Raw genomic sequence first — 16,205 nt, forward strand, 5'->3', positions numbered from 1 at the left:
TTCTCTGGCGAACTGCATGGCAATAGCCATGTTGTGGCGTGCCGACGTGGGGGTGTATGCCTGCAGGCTGGCGGGAAGAATCGGGTCGAGGAGGGGTAGCACGCCCCAGTGGCCAGGGAACAAAGGTCCCTGGCCACGTGGGGGCGCAGACTGTCGGTAAGGCTTACAGCACCGAAGCGGTCGCCGCCAGTTTCGGCTGACGGTACAGGTCCAGCAGCACTTGATCGAGTACCGACGAGGCGCCAAACGGTGCCTTGTCGTTGAGGATCGCCACCACGGCCCAGGTGTTGCCGTTGTTGTCGCGGCTGAAGCCGGCAATGGCGCGAACGGTGTTCAGGGTGCCGGTCTTGACGTGGGCCTCACCGCGCATGGCGGTGGTCTTGAGGCGCTTGCGCATGGTGCCGTCCATGCCGGAAATCGGCATCGAGCTGACGAACTCGGCCGAGTACGGGCTTCTCCAGGCGGCCTGCAGCATGCTCGCCATCTCCCGGGCACTTACCCGTTCAGCGCGCGACAGGCCCGAGCCGTTCTCCATCACCAGGTGCGAGGCGGTAATGCCCTTTTTCGCCAGCCACTGGCGCACGACGCGCTGTGCGGCCCTGGCGTCGTCGCCATCGGCATCGGTACGGTATTTCGCACCCAGGCTCAGGAACAACTGCTGGGCCATGGTGTTGTTACTGTACTTGTTGATGTCGCGGATGATTTCCGCCAGGTCCGGCGAGAAGGCCCGGGCCAGGACCTTGGCGTCTTTTGGCACCGACGCCAGGCGATCCTTGCCCTGGATGCTGCCGCCCAGTTCCTGCCAGATCGCCCGTACGGCACCGGCGGTGTAGGTGGCATGGTCGAGCAGCGAGAGGTAGGTCTGCGAGCTGCAGCCCTCGCCGAGCTGGCCGGCCACGGTCACGGCCACGCTGCCGTCGGCCTGGGGCACCGGGTTATAGCGCACGCCACCGGTGCATTGCTTGGAGTTGAGGGCCTTGACCTGGTTATCGATGCGCACGGTGGCGATCGGCGGTTCAACCGACACCAGCACCCGGCCCGAGTCATTGCGGGCCACGAAGCGCAGGGCCTTGAGGTTGACCAGCAGGGCGTCCGGCTTGACCAGGAACGGCTTGTTATCGTCATTGCCGTCGTCATTGAACTGAGGCAATTGCGGCTGGATGAAGAAGCTGCGGTCCAGCACCAGGTCGCCCGTGACTTGCTGTACGCCATTGGCCCGCAGGTCGCGCATCAGCAGCCAGAGCTTTTCCATGTTCAGCTTCGGATCGCCGCCACCCTTGAGGTACAGGTTGCCATGCAGGATCCCGCCGCTCAGGGTGCCGTCGGTGTAGAACTCGGTTTTCCACTGGTGGTTCGGGCCGAGCATCTCCAGGGCGGCGTAGGTGGTGACCAGCTTCATGGTCGAGGCCGGGTTCACCGACACGTCGGCGTTGAAGACCGTGGGAGTGCCCGGGCCGTTGAGCGGAATCATTACCAGGGACAGGGCGCTGTCCGGCAGCTTGCTGGCTTTGAGCGCCTTTTGCACATTGGGCGTCAGCGCGGTATTGACCGGCGCGGCAGAAACAGGGAAGGCCAGCGGCACAAGCAGGCTGGCAAGAAGCAATGGACGCAAAGAGTTGATCATTTGAAATAAAACCCTACAGCCGAGGGGAAAAAAATGAGGGCATGAAGATAAATTCCCTCAATGGTCACGAAAGTGTCGGCATTATGCCCAAGGTATAGCGCCTTGTGCCGCACAGGATGTGCCTAATGCGCGTTTTTTTTACCGACGGTAGAGGCCGGCTTCCAGAGAGTCGGGCATTGCGCGGCTTAAAATGTTAAAGTGCCGCCCGTTATTACTTAAGAGGATTGTTCCAATGGCGACTAACCGTTCCCAGCGTCTGCGCAAAAAACTGTGCGTCGATGAATTTCAAGAGCTGGGTTTCGAGCTGAACCTGGATTTCAAAGAAGATTTGGCTGATGAAGCCATTGACGCTTTCCTCGACGCGTTCCTGAAAGAAGCCATGGAAGCCAACGGTCTGGGTTATGTGGGCGGCGACGACTTCGGTCTGGTTTGCCTGCAGAAGCGCGGCTCCGTCAGCGCAGAACAGCGTGCTGCCGTTGAAGCCTGGCTCAAGGGCCGTACCGAGCTGACCAGCGCTGAAGTCAGCCCGTTGCTGGACGTTTGGTACCCGGAAAAGCCGATCAATCCGGTAGCCTGATGTTCAAAAAAACGGCGACCCTGAGGTCGCCGTTTTTTTATGTCTCATGCTTTGCGCCCATTCAGAATCATCAGCGTCACCAGCCCCGCGACAATCCCCCAGAATGCCGAGCCGATAGAAAACAGGGTCATCCCCGACGCCGTGACCATAAAGGTGATCAGCGCCGCTTCGCGTTCCTTCACTTCGCTCATGGCGATGCTCAGGCCATTGATGATCGAGCCAAACAGCGCCAGGGCGGCAATTGACAGCACCAGCTCCTTGGGCAGGGCGGCAAACAAGGCCGCCAGTGTCGCGCCGAACACGCCGGCAATACCGTAGAAAATCCCGCACCAGACTGCCGCGGTGTAGCGCTTGTCGCGATCTTCATGGGCATGGGGGCCGGTGCAGATGGCCGCGCTGATGGCCGCCAGGTTGATCCCGTGGGAGCCGAACGGTGCCAGCAGCAACGAGGCGATGCCGGTGGTGGTGATCAGTGGCGAGGCCGCAACCTTGTAGCCGTCGGCGCGCAGCACCGCGATGCCGGGCATGTTTTGCGAGGTCATGGCCACCACGAACAGGGGGATGCCGATGCTGATGGTGGCGGCGAGCGAGAAGTGCGGCGTGGTCCAGACTGGCGTTGCCACTTCCAGGTGAAAGCCGCTGAAGTCCAGCAGCCCCATGAAGCCGGACAAGGCGGTGCCGATCAGCAGCGCGGCAAGCACGGCATAACGCGGGGACAGGCGCTTGACCACCAGGTAGGTGATAAACATCCCCAGCACCAGGCCGGTGCGATGCTGGGCGGCGACGAAGATTTCGCTGCCGATCTTGAACAGGATCCCGGCCAGCAAGGCGGCGGCCAGGGACCCCGGGATCCTTTTCACCAGCCGTTCGAAGCTACCGGTCATGCCGCAGATCGTCACCAGGATGGCGCAGGTGATGTAGGCGCCAATCGCCTCACCGTAGCTGACCCCCGCCAGGCTGGTGATCAACAACGCCGCACCGGGGGTCGACCAGGCAATGGTGATGGGGGTGCGATAACGCAGGGACAGGCCGATCGAGCACACCGCCATGCCAATCGAGAGCGCCCAGATCCACGAAGAAATCTGCCCGCTGCTCAGGCCGGCGGCTTGCCCGGCTTGAAACATCAGCACCAGGGAGCTGGTGTAGCCGGTCATCATGGCGATGAACCCGGCGACGATCGCTGAGGGCGAGGTATCGGCCAGTGGGCGAAGTTGCGTGTGCGTGGCGTCGTTCATGACGGTGGTGTTCCTTGTATCCGCGGAAGCAGGCAGGCTGTTTTGTGGGTTCAAGCCTAAACTCAAACCTGACGGATCGTTGCAATACAGCCGGGGGCGTAAACGGCCATACAGTGTGTTGCCACCTCCAGTTGTGTACAATATGCACAGTTTTTTACGCGATACTTGTCAGCGACCCACTGTGCCGTATTACAGTCACGGTCTATTCGCCGCCGTTCTCCCGATTCGAGTGCCCATGAACGAACAGTTGCAGCCCCTCAAGAAACAACCGCGAGCAGGCAAAGCCGGCCGCAGCGGTACCCAGGACGATATCGTCTATGCGCATATCTTCGAGGCCATCCTCGAACAGCGCCTGGCGCCCGGTACTAAATTGAGCGAAGAGGCGCTGGGAGAGATTTTCGGGGTCAGCCGCACCATCATTCGCCGCGCGTTGTCACGCCTTGCCCACGAAGGCGTGGTACTCCTGCGTCCCAACCGTGGCGCCGTGGTTGCCAGCCCGAGCGTCGAGGAGGCCCGCCAGGTATTCATGGCGCGGCGCCTGGTGGAGCGGGCGATCACCGAGCTTGCGGTCGAGCACGCGACCGCCGAGCAGATTGCCGAGTTGCGGCAGATGGTCAACGACGAGCGCGACAGCTTCTCCCGTGGCGACCGTGGCGCCGGCATCCGTCTTTCGGGCGAGTTCCACCTCAAGCTCGCGGAAGCGGCGAAGAACGCCCCGCTGATCAGCTTCCAGCGCAGCCTGGTGTCGCAGACGTCCCTGATCATCGCCCAGTACGAAAGCGGCAACCGTTCACACTGCTCCTACGACGAGCACACCCAGTTGATCGATGCCATCGAGGCCCGCGATGCGACGCTGGCGGTGAACCTGATGATGCACCACATGGATCACATCGACAGCAAGCTCAACCTCGACGAAGAAAGCGCCTCGGATGATTTGCACGCGGTGTTCTCGCATTTGCTGCAGACCAAGAAGCCAGGGCGTTCCAGCGCGAAAATCTGAGACACCGCGGCGCGTCCTTCGCGGGCACACATGCCCTGTGGCTTGATTGAGTTGCCTGAGAAGGCGCTCTCAAGGACAAAAAAATCCCCCGGAGCCTCACGGCACGGGGGATTTTTTCATGACCGAAACCTTTAGCGCTGATGCACCAGGTTGCCCGCCGCATAGGTCTGCAGCACCGTGCGGTCATCCCCCAGGGTCATCAGGACAAACAGGGTTTCGGCGATGGTGTTGGCCTGTTTCAGGCGGTAGCTGAGCAGTGGCGTGGCGTTGTAGTCCAGCACCAGGAAGTCGGCGTCGGTGCCCGGTTGCAGGGTGCCGATGCGGTCCTCCAGGCGCAGCGCCCGCGCACCGCCGAGGGTGGCCAGGTACAGCGACTTGAACGGGCTCAGGCGTGCGCCTTGCAGTTGCATGACTTTGTAGGCTTCGTTGAGGGTGTGCAGCAGCGAGAAGCTGGTGCCGGCGCCCACGTCCGTGCCCAGTCCGACGTTCAGGTTGTGCTTCTCGGCCATCGGCAGGTTGAACAGGCCGCTGCCCAGGAAGAAGTTCGAGGTCGGGCAGAAGGCGATGGCCGAGCCGGTCTCGGCCAGGCGCGCGCATTCGTCGTCACACAGGTGCACCCCGTGGGCGAACACCGAGCGCTCGCCCAGCAGCTTGTAATGGTCGTAGACGTCCAGGTAGCCCTTGCGCTCCGGGAACAGCTCTTTGACCCATTGGATTTCCTGCAGGTTTTCACTGATGTGGGTCTGCATGTACAGGTCAGGGTATTCGCCGAGCAACTGGCCGGCGAGGGTCAGTTGTTCCGGGGTGCTGGTCGGGGCAAAGCGCGGGGTGACCGCGTAGTGCAGGCGACCCTTGCCGTGCCAGCGCTCGATCAGCGCCTTGCTGTCGACATAGCTGGATTCGGCGGTGTCGGTCAGGTAATCCGGCGCGTTGCGGTCCATCATCACCTTGCCGGCGATCATCCGCAGGTCAAGTTTGCGGGCGACTTCGAAGAACGAATCCACTGACTGCGGGTGCACGCTGCCGAACACCAGCGCGGTGGTGGTGCCGTTGCGCAGCAGTTCCTTGATGAAGATCTCGGCGACTTCTTCGGCGTGGGCCTTGTCGGCGAACTGGCTTTCACACGGGAAGGTGTAGGTGTTTAGCCAGTCCAGCAGTTGTTCGCCGTAGGCGCCGACCATGCCGGTTTGCGGCAGGTGGATATGGGTGTCGATGAAGCCTGGGGTGATCAGCGCATCCTGATAGTGGGTGATCTCGATGTCGGCGGGCAGGCTGGCAAGCAGTTCGGTGGCGTGGCCGATGGCACTGATCTGGCCGTTTTCGGTCACCAGCAAACCATCTTCGAAGTACTCGTAGGAGGCTTCGATGCCCACCACGGCGGGGTCGGCGATGCTGTGCAGGATGGCGGCGCGGTAGGCTTTGCAAGTCGAAGGCATGGGAATTCTCAGTTCGTGGCTTATCAGTTCGACGCGTGGCTGCGGCGTGAAGCGGGAAGCAGTTTGGCAATAGGTTCGGCGCGGGCGGTGTGCTGGCCGAAATTCGCGTTATAGGTGGCGATGATTTCCCCGGCGATGGAGATGGCGATTTCCACAGGCAATTTGCCTTTGACTTCGCCGATGCCCATCGGGCAACGCATGCGTTGCAGCACGCTGTTGTCGACACCGCGCTCGCGCAGGCGGTGTTCGAACTTGACCCGCTTGGTCTTCGAGCCGATCAGGCCGAAGTAGGCGAAGTCGTTGCGCTTGAGGATCGCGGCGGTGAGCTCCAGGTCGAGCTGGTGATTGTGGGTCATGACGATGCAGTAGCTGCCGACGGGCAGGTCGTCGACTTCGTCCACCGGTTCTTCGCTGACGATTTTACGCACGCCATGGGGGATCTGCTCGGGGAACTCGGCTTCGCGCGAGTCGATCCAGCGCACGCGGCAGGGCAGGCTGGCCAGCAAGGGCACCAGCGCCCGGCCAACGTGGCCGGCACCGAACACGGCAATCTGCGCCTGCACCTGGCCCATGGGCTCGAACAGCAGCACGGTCACGCCGCCGCAGCATTGGCCGAGGCTGGCGCCGAGCGTGAAGCGTTCCAGGTGGGTGTCCTGCTTGCCGCTGGCCAGCATCTCCCGGGCGATGTGCATCGCCTTGTATTCCAGATGCCCGCCACCGATGGTGTCATAGGACTGCGTGGCGCTGATGACCATCTTCGAGCCAGCATTGCGCGGCGTCGAGCCGAGCTCTTCGATGATGGTCACCAGCACGCAGGGTTCACCCTGGGCTTGCAGGTCGGCGAGGGCGTCGATCCAGTTGTACATGTTCACCTCAACATCTCTGTTGTCTGTTCGGGCCCATCGCGGGCAAACCCGCGATGGGCGCGCCCCGGTCTAGAGCGAAGCCAGCTCGGTCTCGGCTTCCACGGCTTTCACCGCCGTCAACTGGCGCATCTGCTCACAACCCCACAACACCCGCTCCGGCGTCGCCGGCGCGTCGATTTTCGGTTGATGGCGGTAGTCGCCCAGGCTGGCCACGGCGTCCTTGATCGCACACCAGGCGGCGATGCCGAGCATGAACGGAGGCTCGCCCACAGCCTTGGAGTGGAACACCGTGTCTTCCGGATTCTTGCGGTTTTCCACCAGCTTGACCCGCAGGTCCAGCGGCATGTCGGCCACCGCCGGGATCTTGTAGCTGGCCGGGCCGTTGGTCATCAGCTTGCCCTTGGCATTCCACACCAGCTCTTCCATGGTCAGCCAGCCCATGCCCTGGATATAGCCGCCTTCGACCTGGCCGATGTCGATGGCCGGGTTCAGCGAGGTGCCGACGTCGTGGAGGATGTCGGTGCGCAGCATCTTGTACTCGCCGGTCAGGGTGTCGACGATCACCTCGGCACAGGCCGCACCAAAGGCAAAGTAGTAGAACGGACGACCACGGGCCTGGCTGCGGTCGTAGTAGATTTTCGGGGTCTTGTAGAACCCGGTGCTCGACAGCGACACCTGGGCAAAGTACGCCTGCTGGATCAAGGCTTCGAAGGTCAGGATCTGGTCGCGAATCCGCACGTGGCCGTTGTGGAACTCCACGTCTGCTTCGCTGACCCCGAACTTGCGCGCGGCAAATTCCACCAGGCGCTGCTTGATGATCTCGGCGGCGTTTTGCGCGGCCTTGCCGTTGAGGTCAGCCCCACTGGAGGCGGCCGTCGGCGAGGTATTGGGCACTTTGTCGGTGTTGGTGGCCGTGATCTGCACCCGGTCCATTTCCACCTGGAACACTTCGGCCACCACCTGGGCGACCTTGGTGTTCAGGCCCTGACCCATTTCCGTGCCGCCGTGGTTGAGGTGGATGCTGCCGTCGGTATAGACATGCACCAGGGCGCCGGCCTGGTTGAGGAAGCTGGCCGTGAAGGAAATGCCGAACTTCACCGGGGTCAGCGCCAGGCCTTTTTTCAGGATCGGGCTGTTGGCGTTGTAGCGCCGGATCGCTTCGCGGCGTTCGGCGTACTGGCTGCTTTCTTCCAGTTCGGCGGTCATTTCCTCGAGCATGTTGTGCTCGACGGTCTGGTAGTAGTGGGTGACGTTGCGCTCGGTCTTGCCGTAGTAGTTGACCTTGCGCACGGCCAGCGGGTCGAGGCCCAGATGGCGGGCGATGGCGTCCATCACTTCTTCGATGGCGACCATGCCTTGCGGGCCACCAAAACCACGGTAGGCGGTGTTCGAGGCGGTGTTGGTCTTGCAGCGGTGACCGTTGATGGTCGCGTCACCCAGGTAGTACGAGTTGTCCGAGTGGAACATGGCCCGGTCAACGATGGACGCCGACAGGTCCGGCGAGCAGCCGCAGTTGCCCGCCAGGTCCAGGGCAATGCCGTGCAGGCGGCCGGTGCTGTCGAAGCCGACGTCGTACTCGACATAGAACGGGTGGCGCTTGCCGGTCATCAGCATGTCTTCGACCCGGGGCAGGCGCATCTTGGTCGGCTGTCCGGTCAGGTGCGCGATCACCGCGCACAGGCAGGCCGGGCTGGCAGCCTGGGTTTCCTTGCCGCCGAAACCACCGCCCATGCGGCGCATGTCGACGACGATCTTGTTCATCGACACGTCCAGCACTTCGGCGACCAGTTTCTGCACTTCGGTGGGGTTCTGGGTCGAGCAGTAGACAATCATCCCGCCGTCTTCCGTCGGCATCACGGAAGAGATCTGGGTCTCCAGGTAGAAGTGTTCCTGGCCGCCAATGTGCAGCGTGCCCTGGATACGGTGTTCGGCGGTTGCCAGGGCATTGGCCGAATCGCCGCGCTGGTGGGTGTGGCTGTCGAGGACGAAGTGGCGTTTGCGCAGGGCTTCGACCACGTCGAGCACCGGCTCCAGGTCTTCATATTCGATGACCGCCGCCATGGCAGCCTTGCGTGCGGTGTCCAGGTCCTTCGCGGCGACGGCGAGCACCGGTTGGCCGACGAACTGCACGTCATCGATGGCCAGCAGCGGGTCGCCCGGCAGCAGTGGGCCGATGTCTTTCAGGCCCGGTATGTCTTTGTGGGTAATGGCGATGCGCACGCCTTCGAAGGCGTAGCAGGGTTGGGTGTCGATGCTGATGATTTTCGCGTGGGCACGGTCCGACAGTCGCGCATAAACGTGCAACTGATTCGGGAACTCCAGCCGGTCATCAATGTACTGCGCTTCACCGGACACGTGTTTGGCGGCGCTGTCGTGCTTGACGCTGCGCCCGACGCCGGTGGTCAGGTCCCTGGCAAACAGCTCGGCCAGTTCGGCTTGGGTCTTTTCAACGGTGTGATGGTTAGACATAAGCGGTCACCCGAGTCTCGATGTACGGTGTTTGCAGTTCGATGAAGTATTTGCGCAGCAGGTTCTGTGCACTGAGCAGGCGGTATTCCTTGCTCGCACGGAAGTCCGACAGCGGGGTGAAGTCTTCGGCCAGGGCGGCGCAGGCGCTTTCGACGGTGGCTTTGTTCCAGGTCGCGCCCAGCAGTGCGGCTTCGCAGTGCTTTGCCCGTTTCGGGGTCGCGGCCATGCCGCCGAAGGCGACGCGGGCATCGCGGATCACACCGTTTTCAATGCGCAGGTTGAACGCTGCACAGACGGCGGAGATGTCATCGTCCAGGCGCTTGGACACCTTGTAGGCACGGAACAGTTGTTCGGCGCTGGCACGGGGCACGATGATCTTTTCGATGAACTCGCTTTCCTGGCGCGCAGTCACCCGGTAGTCGATGAAATAGTCTTCCAGGGCCAGGGTGCGGCGGGTATTGCCTTTGCACAGCACGATCTGCGCACCCAGCGCGATCAGCAGTGGTGGCGAGTCACCGATGGGCGAGGCGTTGCCGATATTGCCGCCCAGGGTGCCCTGGTTGCGGATCTGCAGGGAGGCAAAGCGTTGCAGCAGTTCACCGAAGTCCGGGTACTCGGCCTTCAGGGCGTCGTAGCAATCGGAGAGGGCGGTGGCGGCGCCGATTTCCAGGCGGTCGTCAAAGCGTTCGATGCGCTTCATTTCGGCGACGTTGCCGACGTAGATCATCACCGGCAGCGTGCGGTGGAACTGGGTCACTTCCAGCGCCAGGTCGGTGCCGCCCGCCAGCAGGCGCGCTTGCGGATAGGCGTCGTAGAGATCGGCCAGGTCGGCCACGGTCAGCGGCACCAGGCAGCGTTTGTCGCCACTGTTGAGTTCACCTGTATCGCTGGGGGCGATGGCCTTCAGGCGAGCAATGGTCTCGGCTTCGCGGGCATCGAACTGGTCAGGCTGCTTGCCACAGCAACTTTGCTCGGCGGCTTGCAGGATCGGCCGGTAGCCGGTGCAGCGGCACAGGTTGCCGGCGAGGGCTTCGTGGGCCTTGTGGGCGTCGGGTTGGTCGCTGTTTTTCTGCAGGGCGAACAGCGACATGACAAAGCCCGGTGTGCAGAAGCCGCACTGGGAGCCGTGGCATTCGACCATGGCCTGTTGCACGCTGTGCAGTTGGCCCTGGTGCTTGAGGTCTTCGACGCTGATCAGCTGTTTGCCCTGCAGGGACGACACAAAGGTCAGACACGAGTTGAGACTGCGATAGCGAATCTGCTCGCGGCCGGTGTCATCGGTGTGCAATTCACCGACCACCACCGTACACGCGCCACAGTCGCCACTGGCGCAACCTTCTTTGGTACCGGGCTTGCCCAAATGGTCGCGCAGATAGTTCAGCACGGTCAGGTTCGGGTCCAGGGCGTGCTCGCTACGGAGTTCCTGGTTTAATAAAAACTGGATCACGGAAGGCCTCGCAGACTCATTATTGTTGTTGATCGACGTGACCTGAATTTAGCAGGTCTGACTTTTCGGTCAATGATTTTCTGACTTCAAGGTCAGGAAATTGACATTTGCCGATCAACAGCCGTTTCTTTCATTATTGACCCTCTCGGGATACCGTGCTTTTTGCTTGAATCGTGCCAATTTCCCCGGGTCAGGCCCTGCGCCATCCCCTATCAAGTGCGCTACACTGCGCCGCTTGTGCAGATTGAAGATTTTCAAGGAAAACCATGACGTTCAAGGCGCCGGACAGCCTCGCCGAGCAAATCGCTCACCACCTCGCCGAACGCATCATTCGCGGCGAAATGAAGCCGGGGGAGCGCATTCAGGAACAGAAGGTCACGCTGGCGCTGAATGTCAGCCGCGGTTCGGTCCGTGAAGCCTTGCTGATCCTGGAGCGCCGCCACCTGATCGCGATCCTTCCGCGACGCGGCGCCCATGTCACCGAGCTCACCGCGCACAAGGTGCAGAGCCTGTGCACGCTGATGAGCGAGCTGTACATCCTGCTGGGCAACGCGGTGGCCAACGGCTGGCAAGTCCAGGCCGACATGCTGCCGTTCGTGCAGATCCAGCAGCGGCTCAATGCCAGCTTTGAGCGTCAGGACATCCGTACCTTCGTCGATGACAGCTTCAATGTGATGCGGGCGGCGTACCCGTTCGCCAACAACCCGTACCTGCAGGAAACCGTCGAGAACCTGCAACCGGCCATGAGCCGCGCGTACTTTCTTGCCCTGGAGCAGCGCAAGGCCGAGATGAGTGAGTTCCTCGAACTGTTCGAGCGCTTGCTGGCGGCCGTGCTGGCCCGTGACCTGCCGCAGATTCGCATCGTGCTCTCGGCCTATGCCCAGCGCAGTTGCGACCTGGTGCTGTCTGCCTTGCCGGTTGCCTGAACGTGCGGCTCAAGTGCATCAAACTGGCGGGGTTCAAATCCTTCGTCGACCCGACCACAGTCAACTTCCCCAGTAACATGGCGGCGGTGGTCGGGCCCAATGGTTGCGGCAAGTCGAACATCATCGACGCCGTACGCTGGGTGATGGGCGAGAGCTCGGCCAAGAACCTGCGCGGCGAGTCGATGACCGACGTCATCTTCAATGGCTCCACCAGCCGCAAGCCGGTGAGCCAGGCGAGTATCGAACTGGTGTTCGATAACTCCGACGGCACGCTGGTCGGCGAGTACGCGGCCTACGCGGAAATTTCCATTCGCCGCAAAGTCACCCGCGACAGCCAGAACACCTATTTCCTCAACGGCACCAAGTGCCGTCGCCGGGACATTACCGATATCTTCCTGGGGACTGGTCTTGGGCCGCGCAGCTACTCGATCATCGAGCAGGGGATGATCTCCAAGCTGATCGAGGCCAAGCCCGAAGACCTGCGCAACTTCATCGAGGAAGCGGCGGGGATCTCCAAGTATAAGGAGCGTCGGCGCGAGACTGAAAACCGCATCCGCCGCACCCATGAAAACCTGGCGCGCCTGACCGACTTGCGCGAAGAACTGGAGCGTCAGCTCGAGCGGCTGCACCGCCAGGCCCAGGCGGCCGAGAAGTATCAGCAATACAAGGCCGAGGAGCGTCAGCTCAAGGCCCAGCTGTCGGCCTTGCGCTGGCAGGCATTGAATGAACAGGTTGGCCAGCGCGAAGCGATCATCGGCAACCAGGAAGTCAGTTTCGAAGCCCTGGTCGCCGAACAGCGCAATGCCGACGCCAGCATCGAACGCTTGCGCGACGGTCATCACGAGCTCTCCGAACGCTTCAATCTGGTGCAGGGGCGCTTCTATTCGGTCGGTGGCGACATTGCCCGGGTCGAGCAGAGCATCCAGCACGGCCAGCAGCGTTTGCGCCAGTTGCAGGACGACCTCAAGGAGGCCGAGCGCTCGCGCCAGGAAACCGAATCGCACCTGGGGCACGACCGGACGTTGCTCGCGACCCTGGGCGAAGAGCTGGACATGCTCACCCCCGAGCAGGAAGTCACCAGTGCAGCTGCCGAAGAAGCGGCGGCCGCCCTGGAAGAGTCCGAAACCACCATGCACGGTTGGCAGGAGCAGTGGGACAGTTTCAACCTGCGCTCGGCCGAGCCACGGCGTCAGGCCGAAGTCCAGCAGTCGCGCATCCAGCAGCTGGAAACCAGCATGGAGCGTCTGGCCGATCGTCAACGGCGCCTGGCCGAAGAACGTGATCTGTTGTCGGCGGATCCTGAAGATGCGGCGATGCTCGAGCTCAGCGAGCAGCTCGCCGCCAGCGAAGCGACCCTCGAAGACCTGCAGGCCAGTGAGGAAGCGCAAGTCGAGCGGCTTGAACAGTTGCGCCAGGAGCTGCAACAGGCCCTGCACAACCAGCAGCAGGCCCAGGGTGACTTGCAGCGCCTCAACGGCCGGCTGGCTTCGCTGGAGGCCTTGCAGCAGGCGGCGCTGGATCCGGGCACCGGTACTGTCCAGTGGCTGCGCGAACAGCAACTGGCCGAGCGCCCGCGCCTGGCCGAAGGCTTGAAGGTTGACGCCGGTTGGGAGCTGGCGGTGGAAACCGTGCTCGGTGCCGACCTGCAAGCGGTGTTGGTGGATGATTTTGCCGGGTTCGACCTGTCCGGGTTCGCCCAGGGTGACCTGCGCTTGCTCAGCCCGGCCGCCGACGGTGTGCGCATCCCCGGCAGCCTGCTGGACAAGGTCGAGGCGCAGATCGATCTGTCGCCCTGGCTGGGCCAGGTCAAGCCGGTGGACAGCCTTGAGCAGGCCTTGGCACTGCGTGCGCAGTTGGCGACGGGTGAAAGCCTGATCAGTCGCGATGGTTATTGGGTGGGCCGGCACTTTCTGCGAGTGCGTCGCGCCAGTGAGGCCGAGAGCGGCCTGCTGGCCCGCGGTCAGGAAATCCAGCGCCTGGGCCTTGAGCGCGAAGAGCGTGAAGCGACGGTCGAGACCCTGGAAAGCACTTTGCAAAACCTGCGTGCCCAGCAACGCCAGCAAGAAAACGGTCGCGAACACCTGCGTCGATTGCTGCAGGACGAAGCCCGCCAGCAGGGCGAACTCAAGGCGCAGTTGTCGGCCGGCAGAGCCAAGGCCGAACAGCTGACGTTGCGTCGCACCCGTCTCGATGAAGAGTTGGGGGAGCTGGCTGAGCAGCGCGCGCTGGAGCACGAGCAGGTGGGCGAGTCGCGCCTGCAGTTGCAGGACGCCCTCGACAGCATGGCCCTGGACACCGAGCAGCGTGAACTACTGCTGGCCCAGCGCGACAGTCTGCGCGAGCGTCTGGACCGGGTGCGTCAGGAGGCCCGCCAGCACAAAGACCATGCCCACCAGTTGGCGGTGCGCCTGGGGTCGCTCAAGGCGCAGCACGACTCGACCCGTCAGGCGCTGGAGCGGCTGGAGTTGCAGTCCGAACGCCTGACGGAAAAGCGCGAACAGTTGAGCCTCAACCTGGAGGAGGGCGAGGCGCCGCTGGAAGAGTTGCGACTCAAGCTTGAAGAGTTGCTGGACAAGCGCATGAGCGTCGACGATGAATTGAGAACGGCGCAAGTCGCACTGGAAGATGCCGACCGCGAATTGCGTGAGGCCGAGAAGCGCCGCAACCAGGCCGAGCAGCAAGCGCAATTGATCCGTGGCCAGCTCGAGCATCAGCGCATGGAATGGCAAGCCCTGACCGTGCGTCGCAAAACCTTGCAGGATCAATTGCTCGAGGATGGCTACGACCTGCACGGCGTACTCGCCACCCTGGTGGCTGAGGCCAGTGAACAAGCCGCCGAAGCCGAACTTGAAAGCATTGCCGCGCGAATCCAGCGGCTCGGCGCGATCAACCTCGCGGCCATTGACGAGTACCAGCAGCAATCCGAGCGCAAGCGCTACCTGGATGCCCAGGACGCCGACCTGGTGGAGGCGCTCGACACCCTGGAAAACGTCATTCGCAAGATCGACAAGGAAACCCGCAACCGCTTCAAGGATACCTTTGATCAGATCAATGGCGGTTTACAGGCGCTTTTTCCAAAAGTTTTCGGTGGTGGCAGCGCTTATTTGGAACTGACGGGCGAAGATCTACTCGATACAGGGGTAACGATCATGGCGCGTCCGCCGGGGAAGAAGAACAGCACCATCCATTTGTTGTCTGGCGGCGAGAAAGCGCTGACGGCATTGGCCCTGGTATTTGCCATCTTCAAACTCAATCCGGCACCGTTCTGCATGCTCGATGAGGTTGACGCCCCGCTGGATGACGCTAACGTTGGACGCTACGCAAGGCTGGTTAAAGAGATGTCGCAAACCGTGCAGTTCATCTATATCACCCACAACAAGATTGCCATGGAAATGGCGGATCAATTGATGGGGGTCACGATGCACGAGCCCGGTTGTTCACGTCTGGTGGCCGTTGATGTTGAGGAGGCGATGGCGATGGTGGACGCTTGAGTCATGGTGTGCGGGCGGTATGTTTGTGGAAAACAAGGGGTTTTTTCCCGATGGATTGCTGGCCAATCGACATATTCGCTGAAGCCATTGTGACAGACGGTGTAAAGTTACCTTTGGTCGTGCTAGTTTAATGTCAATTTTTCGTGTACGTGGGCAAAACGCCTGTCAGAACATAGAGTTGGCGCCACGTTTTAAAGCGGTTTGCGAGTTGTAAACCCCTTATTTTTCAGCATTTTTTATAGAGGCACGGGATTACATGGAAATCGGTCTGCGCGAGTGGCTGATCGTCATCGGCATCATTGTCATTGCCGGTATTCTTTTTGATGGCTGGCGGCGCATGCGCGGCGGCAAGGGCAAACTCAAGTTTCGCCTGGACCGCAGCCTGTCCAACCTGCCGGACGAGGACAGCGGTGCCGAACTGCTGGGCCCGCCGCGCGTACTGGACAACCATAAGGAGCCGCAACTGGACGAGCACGACCTGCCGTCGGTGAGCATGCCTGCCCGTGAACCGCGCGAGTCGGGTTCCAAGCGTGGCAAGCGTAACCACAGCGAGCCGAGCCAGGGTGACTTGAACCTCAACCTGGACCTGGACGGCGGCCCGAGCTTCAGCAGCCGTGATGACGACTTCCCGGCTGATACCAAGGCGTCGAGCGCCGCGGCCGACAAAGACACGCAACAGGCCGAAGAAGTGCTGGTCATCAGCGTGATCTGCCGTGATACCGGTGGCTTCAAGGGCCCAGCCCTGCTGCAGAACATTCTGGAAAGCGGCCTGCGTTTCGGCGAGATGGACATCTTCCACCGCCACGAAAGCATGGCGGGTAATGGCGAGGTGCTGTTCTCCATGGCCAACGCGGTCAAGCCAGGTGTTTTCGACCTGGACGACATCGACCACTTCAGTACCCCGGCCGTGAGTTTCTTCCTTGGCTTGCCGGGCCCGCGTCACCCGAAACAGGCTTTCGACGTGATGGTGGCTGCCGCTCGCAAGTTGTCCCAAGAGCTCAATGGCGAGCTCAAGGACGATCAGCGCAGCGTACTGACCGCGCAGACCATCGAGCACTACCGTCAACGTATCGTTGAGTTCGAGCGCCGCGCCCTGACCCAGAAGCGCTGACGCAAAGGTTGCTCCCGCGCCGG

11 protein-coding genes are annotated in these 16,205 nt (G+C 62.0%); 5 read left to right on the forward strand and 6 right to left on the reverse strand.

From position 1 onward, the window contains the following. Nucleotides 1–163 precede the first annotated feature (163 nt). A complete protein-coding gene (gene dacB / locus CKW07_RS00330; RefSeq protein WP_095143083.1) occupies nt 164–1,624 on the reverse strand; it encodes a D-alanyl-D-alanine carboxypeptidase/D-alanyl-D-alanine-endopeptidase in 1,461 nt (486 codons plus the stop codon). Nucleotides 1,625–1,856: 232 nt separating this feature from the next. Between dacB and CKW07_RS00335 the strand changes: the two genes are divergently transcribed. Further along, complete coding sequence (locus CKW07_RS00335) at nt 1,857–2,201, forward strand: YggL family protein (protein WP_095143084.1); 345 nt, start codon at nt 1,857–1,859, stop codon at nt 2,199–2,201. Nucleotides 2,202–2,245: 44 nt separating this feature from the next. Here the strand turns inward: CKW07_RS00335 and CKW07_RS00340 are convergent, their stop codons facing one another. Further along, on the reverse strand, nt 2,246–3,436 hold the full coding sequence (locus tag CKW07_RS00340; protein ID WP_095143085.1) for a benzoate/H(+) symporter BenE family transporter: 1,191 nt from the start codon (nt 3,434–3,436) through the stop codon (nt 2,246–2,248). Between the two features lie 235 nt (nt 3,437–3,671). Between CKW07_RS00340 and CKW07_RS00345 the strand changes: the two genes are divergently transcribed. Then, complete coding sequence (locus CKW07_RS00345) at nt 3,672–4,436, forward strand: GntR family transcriptional regulator (protein ID WP_095143086.1); 765 nt, start codon at nt 3,672–3,674, stop codon at nt 4,434–4,436. A gap of 131 nt (nt 4,437–4,567) precedes the next feature. Here CKW07_RS00345 and guaD read toward each other — a convergent pair whose 3' ends face one another. The 4 genes from guaD to xdhA form a co-directional block, all read right to left on the reverse strand. Further along, nucleotides 4,568–5,872, reverse strand: coding sequence for a guanine deaminase (gene guaD, locus CKW07_RS00350; RefSeq protein WP_095143087.1), 1,305 nt, complete (start codon nt 5,870–5,872; stop codon nt 4,568–4,570). A 23-nt stretch (nt 5,873–5,895) separates the two neighbouring features. Beyond that, nucleotides 5,896–6,738, reverse strand: coding sequence for a xanthine dehydrogenase accessory protein XdhC (gene xdhC / locus CKW07_RS00355; protein WP_095082701.1), 843 nt, complete (start codon nt 6,736–6,738; stop codon nt 5,896–5,898). 69 nt (nt 6,739–6,807) lie between these two features. After that, a complete protein-coding gene (gene xdhB / locus CKW07_RS00360) occupies nt 6,808–9,207 on the reverse strand; it encodes a xanthine dehydrogenase molybdopterin binding subunit (RefSeq protein WP_095143088.1) in 2,400 nt (799 codons plus the stop codon). Then, nucleotides 9,200–10,654, reverse strand: a complete 1,455-nt coding sequence (gene xdhA, locus CKW07_RS00365) for a xanthine dehydrogenase small subunit (protein WP_095143089.1) — start codon at nt 10,652–10,654, stop codon at nt 9,200–9,202. Before xdhA ends, xdhB begins: the two co-directional genes overlap by 8 nt. Nucleotides 10,655–10,920: 266 nt before the next feature. Here xdhA and CKW07_RS00370 point away from each other — a divergent pair, with 266 nt between their 5' ends. The 3 genes from CKW07_RS00370 (at nt 10,921) to zipA (ending at nt 16,182) form a co-directional block, all read left to right on the forward strand. Beyond that, complete coding sequence (locus CKW07_RS00370) at nt 10,921–11,580, forward strand: GntR family transcriptional regulator (protein WP_095082707.1); 660 nt, start codon at nt 10,921–10,923, stop codon at nt 11,578–11,580. A gap of 2 nt (nt 11,581–11,582) precedes the next feature. After that, the gene (gene smc, locus CKW07_RS00375; protein WP_095143090.1) at nt 11,583–15,071 is read left to right on the forward strand and encodes a chromosome segregation protein SMC; all 3,489 of its coding nucleotides are present in this window, start codon (nt 11,583–11,585) and stop codon (nt 15,069–15,071) included. A gap of 256 nt (nt 15,072–15,327) precedes the next feature. Then, nucleotides 15,328–16,182 carry a cell division protein ZipA gene (gene zipA / locus CKW07_RS00380; protein ID WP_095143091.1) on the forward strand — a complete coding sequence of 285 codons (855 nt, stop codon included), beginning with the start codon at nt 15,328–15,330 and terminating at the stop codon, nt 16,180–16,182. The last annotated feature ends 23 nt before the right edge of the window (nt 16,183–16,205 follow it).

The organism is Pseudomonas sp. Irchel s3b6, from assembly GCF_900187415.1.
In the GTDB taxonomy this organism is placed as follows: Bacteria; Pseudomonadota; Gammaproteobacteria; order Pseudomonadales; family Pseudomonadaceae; genus Aquipseudomonas.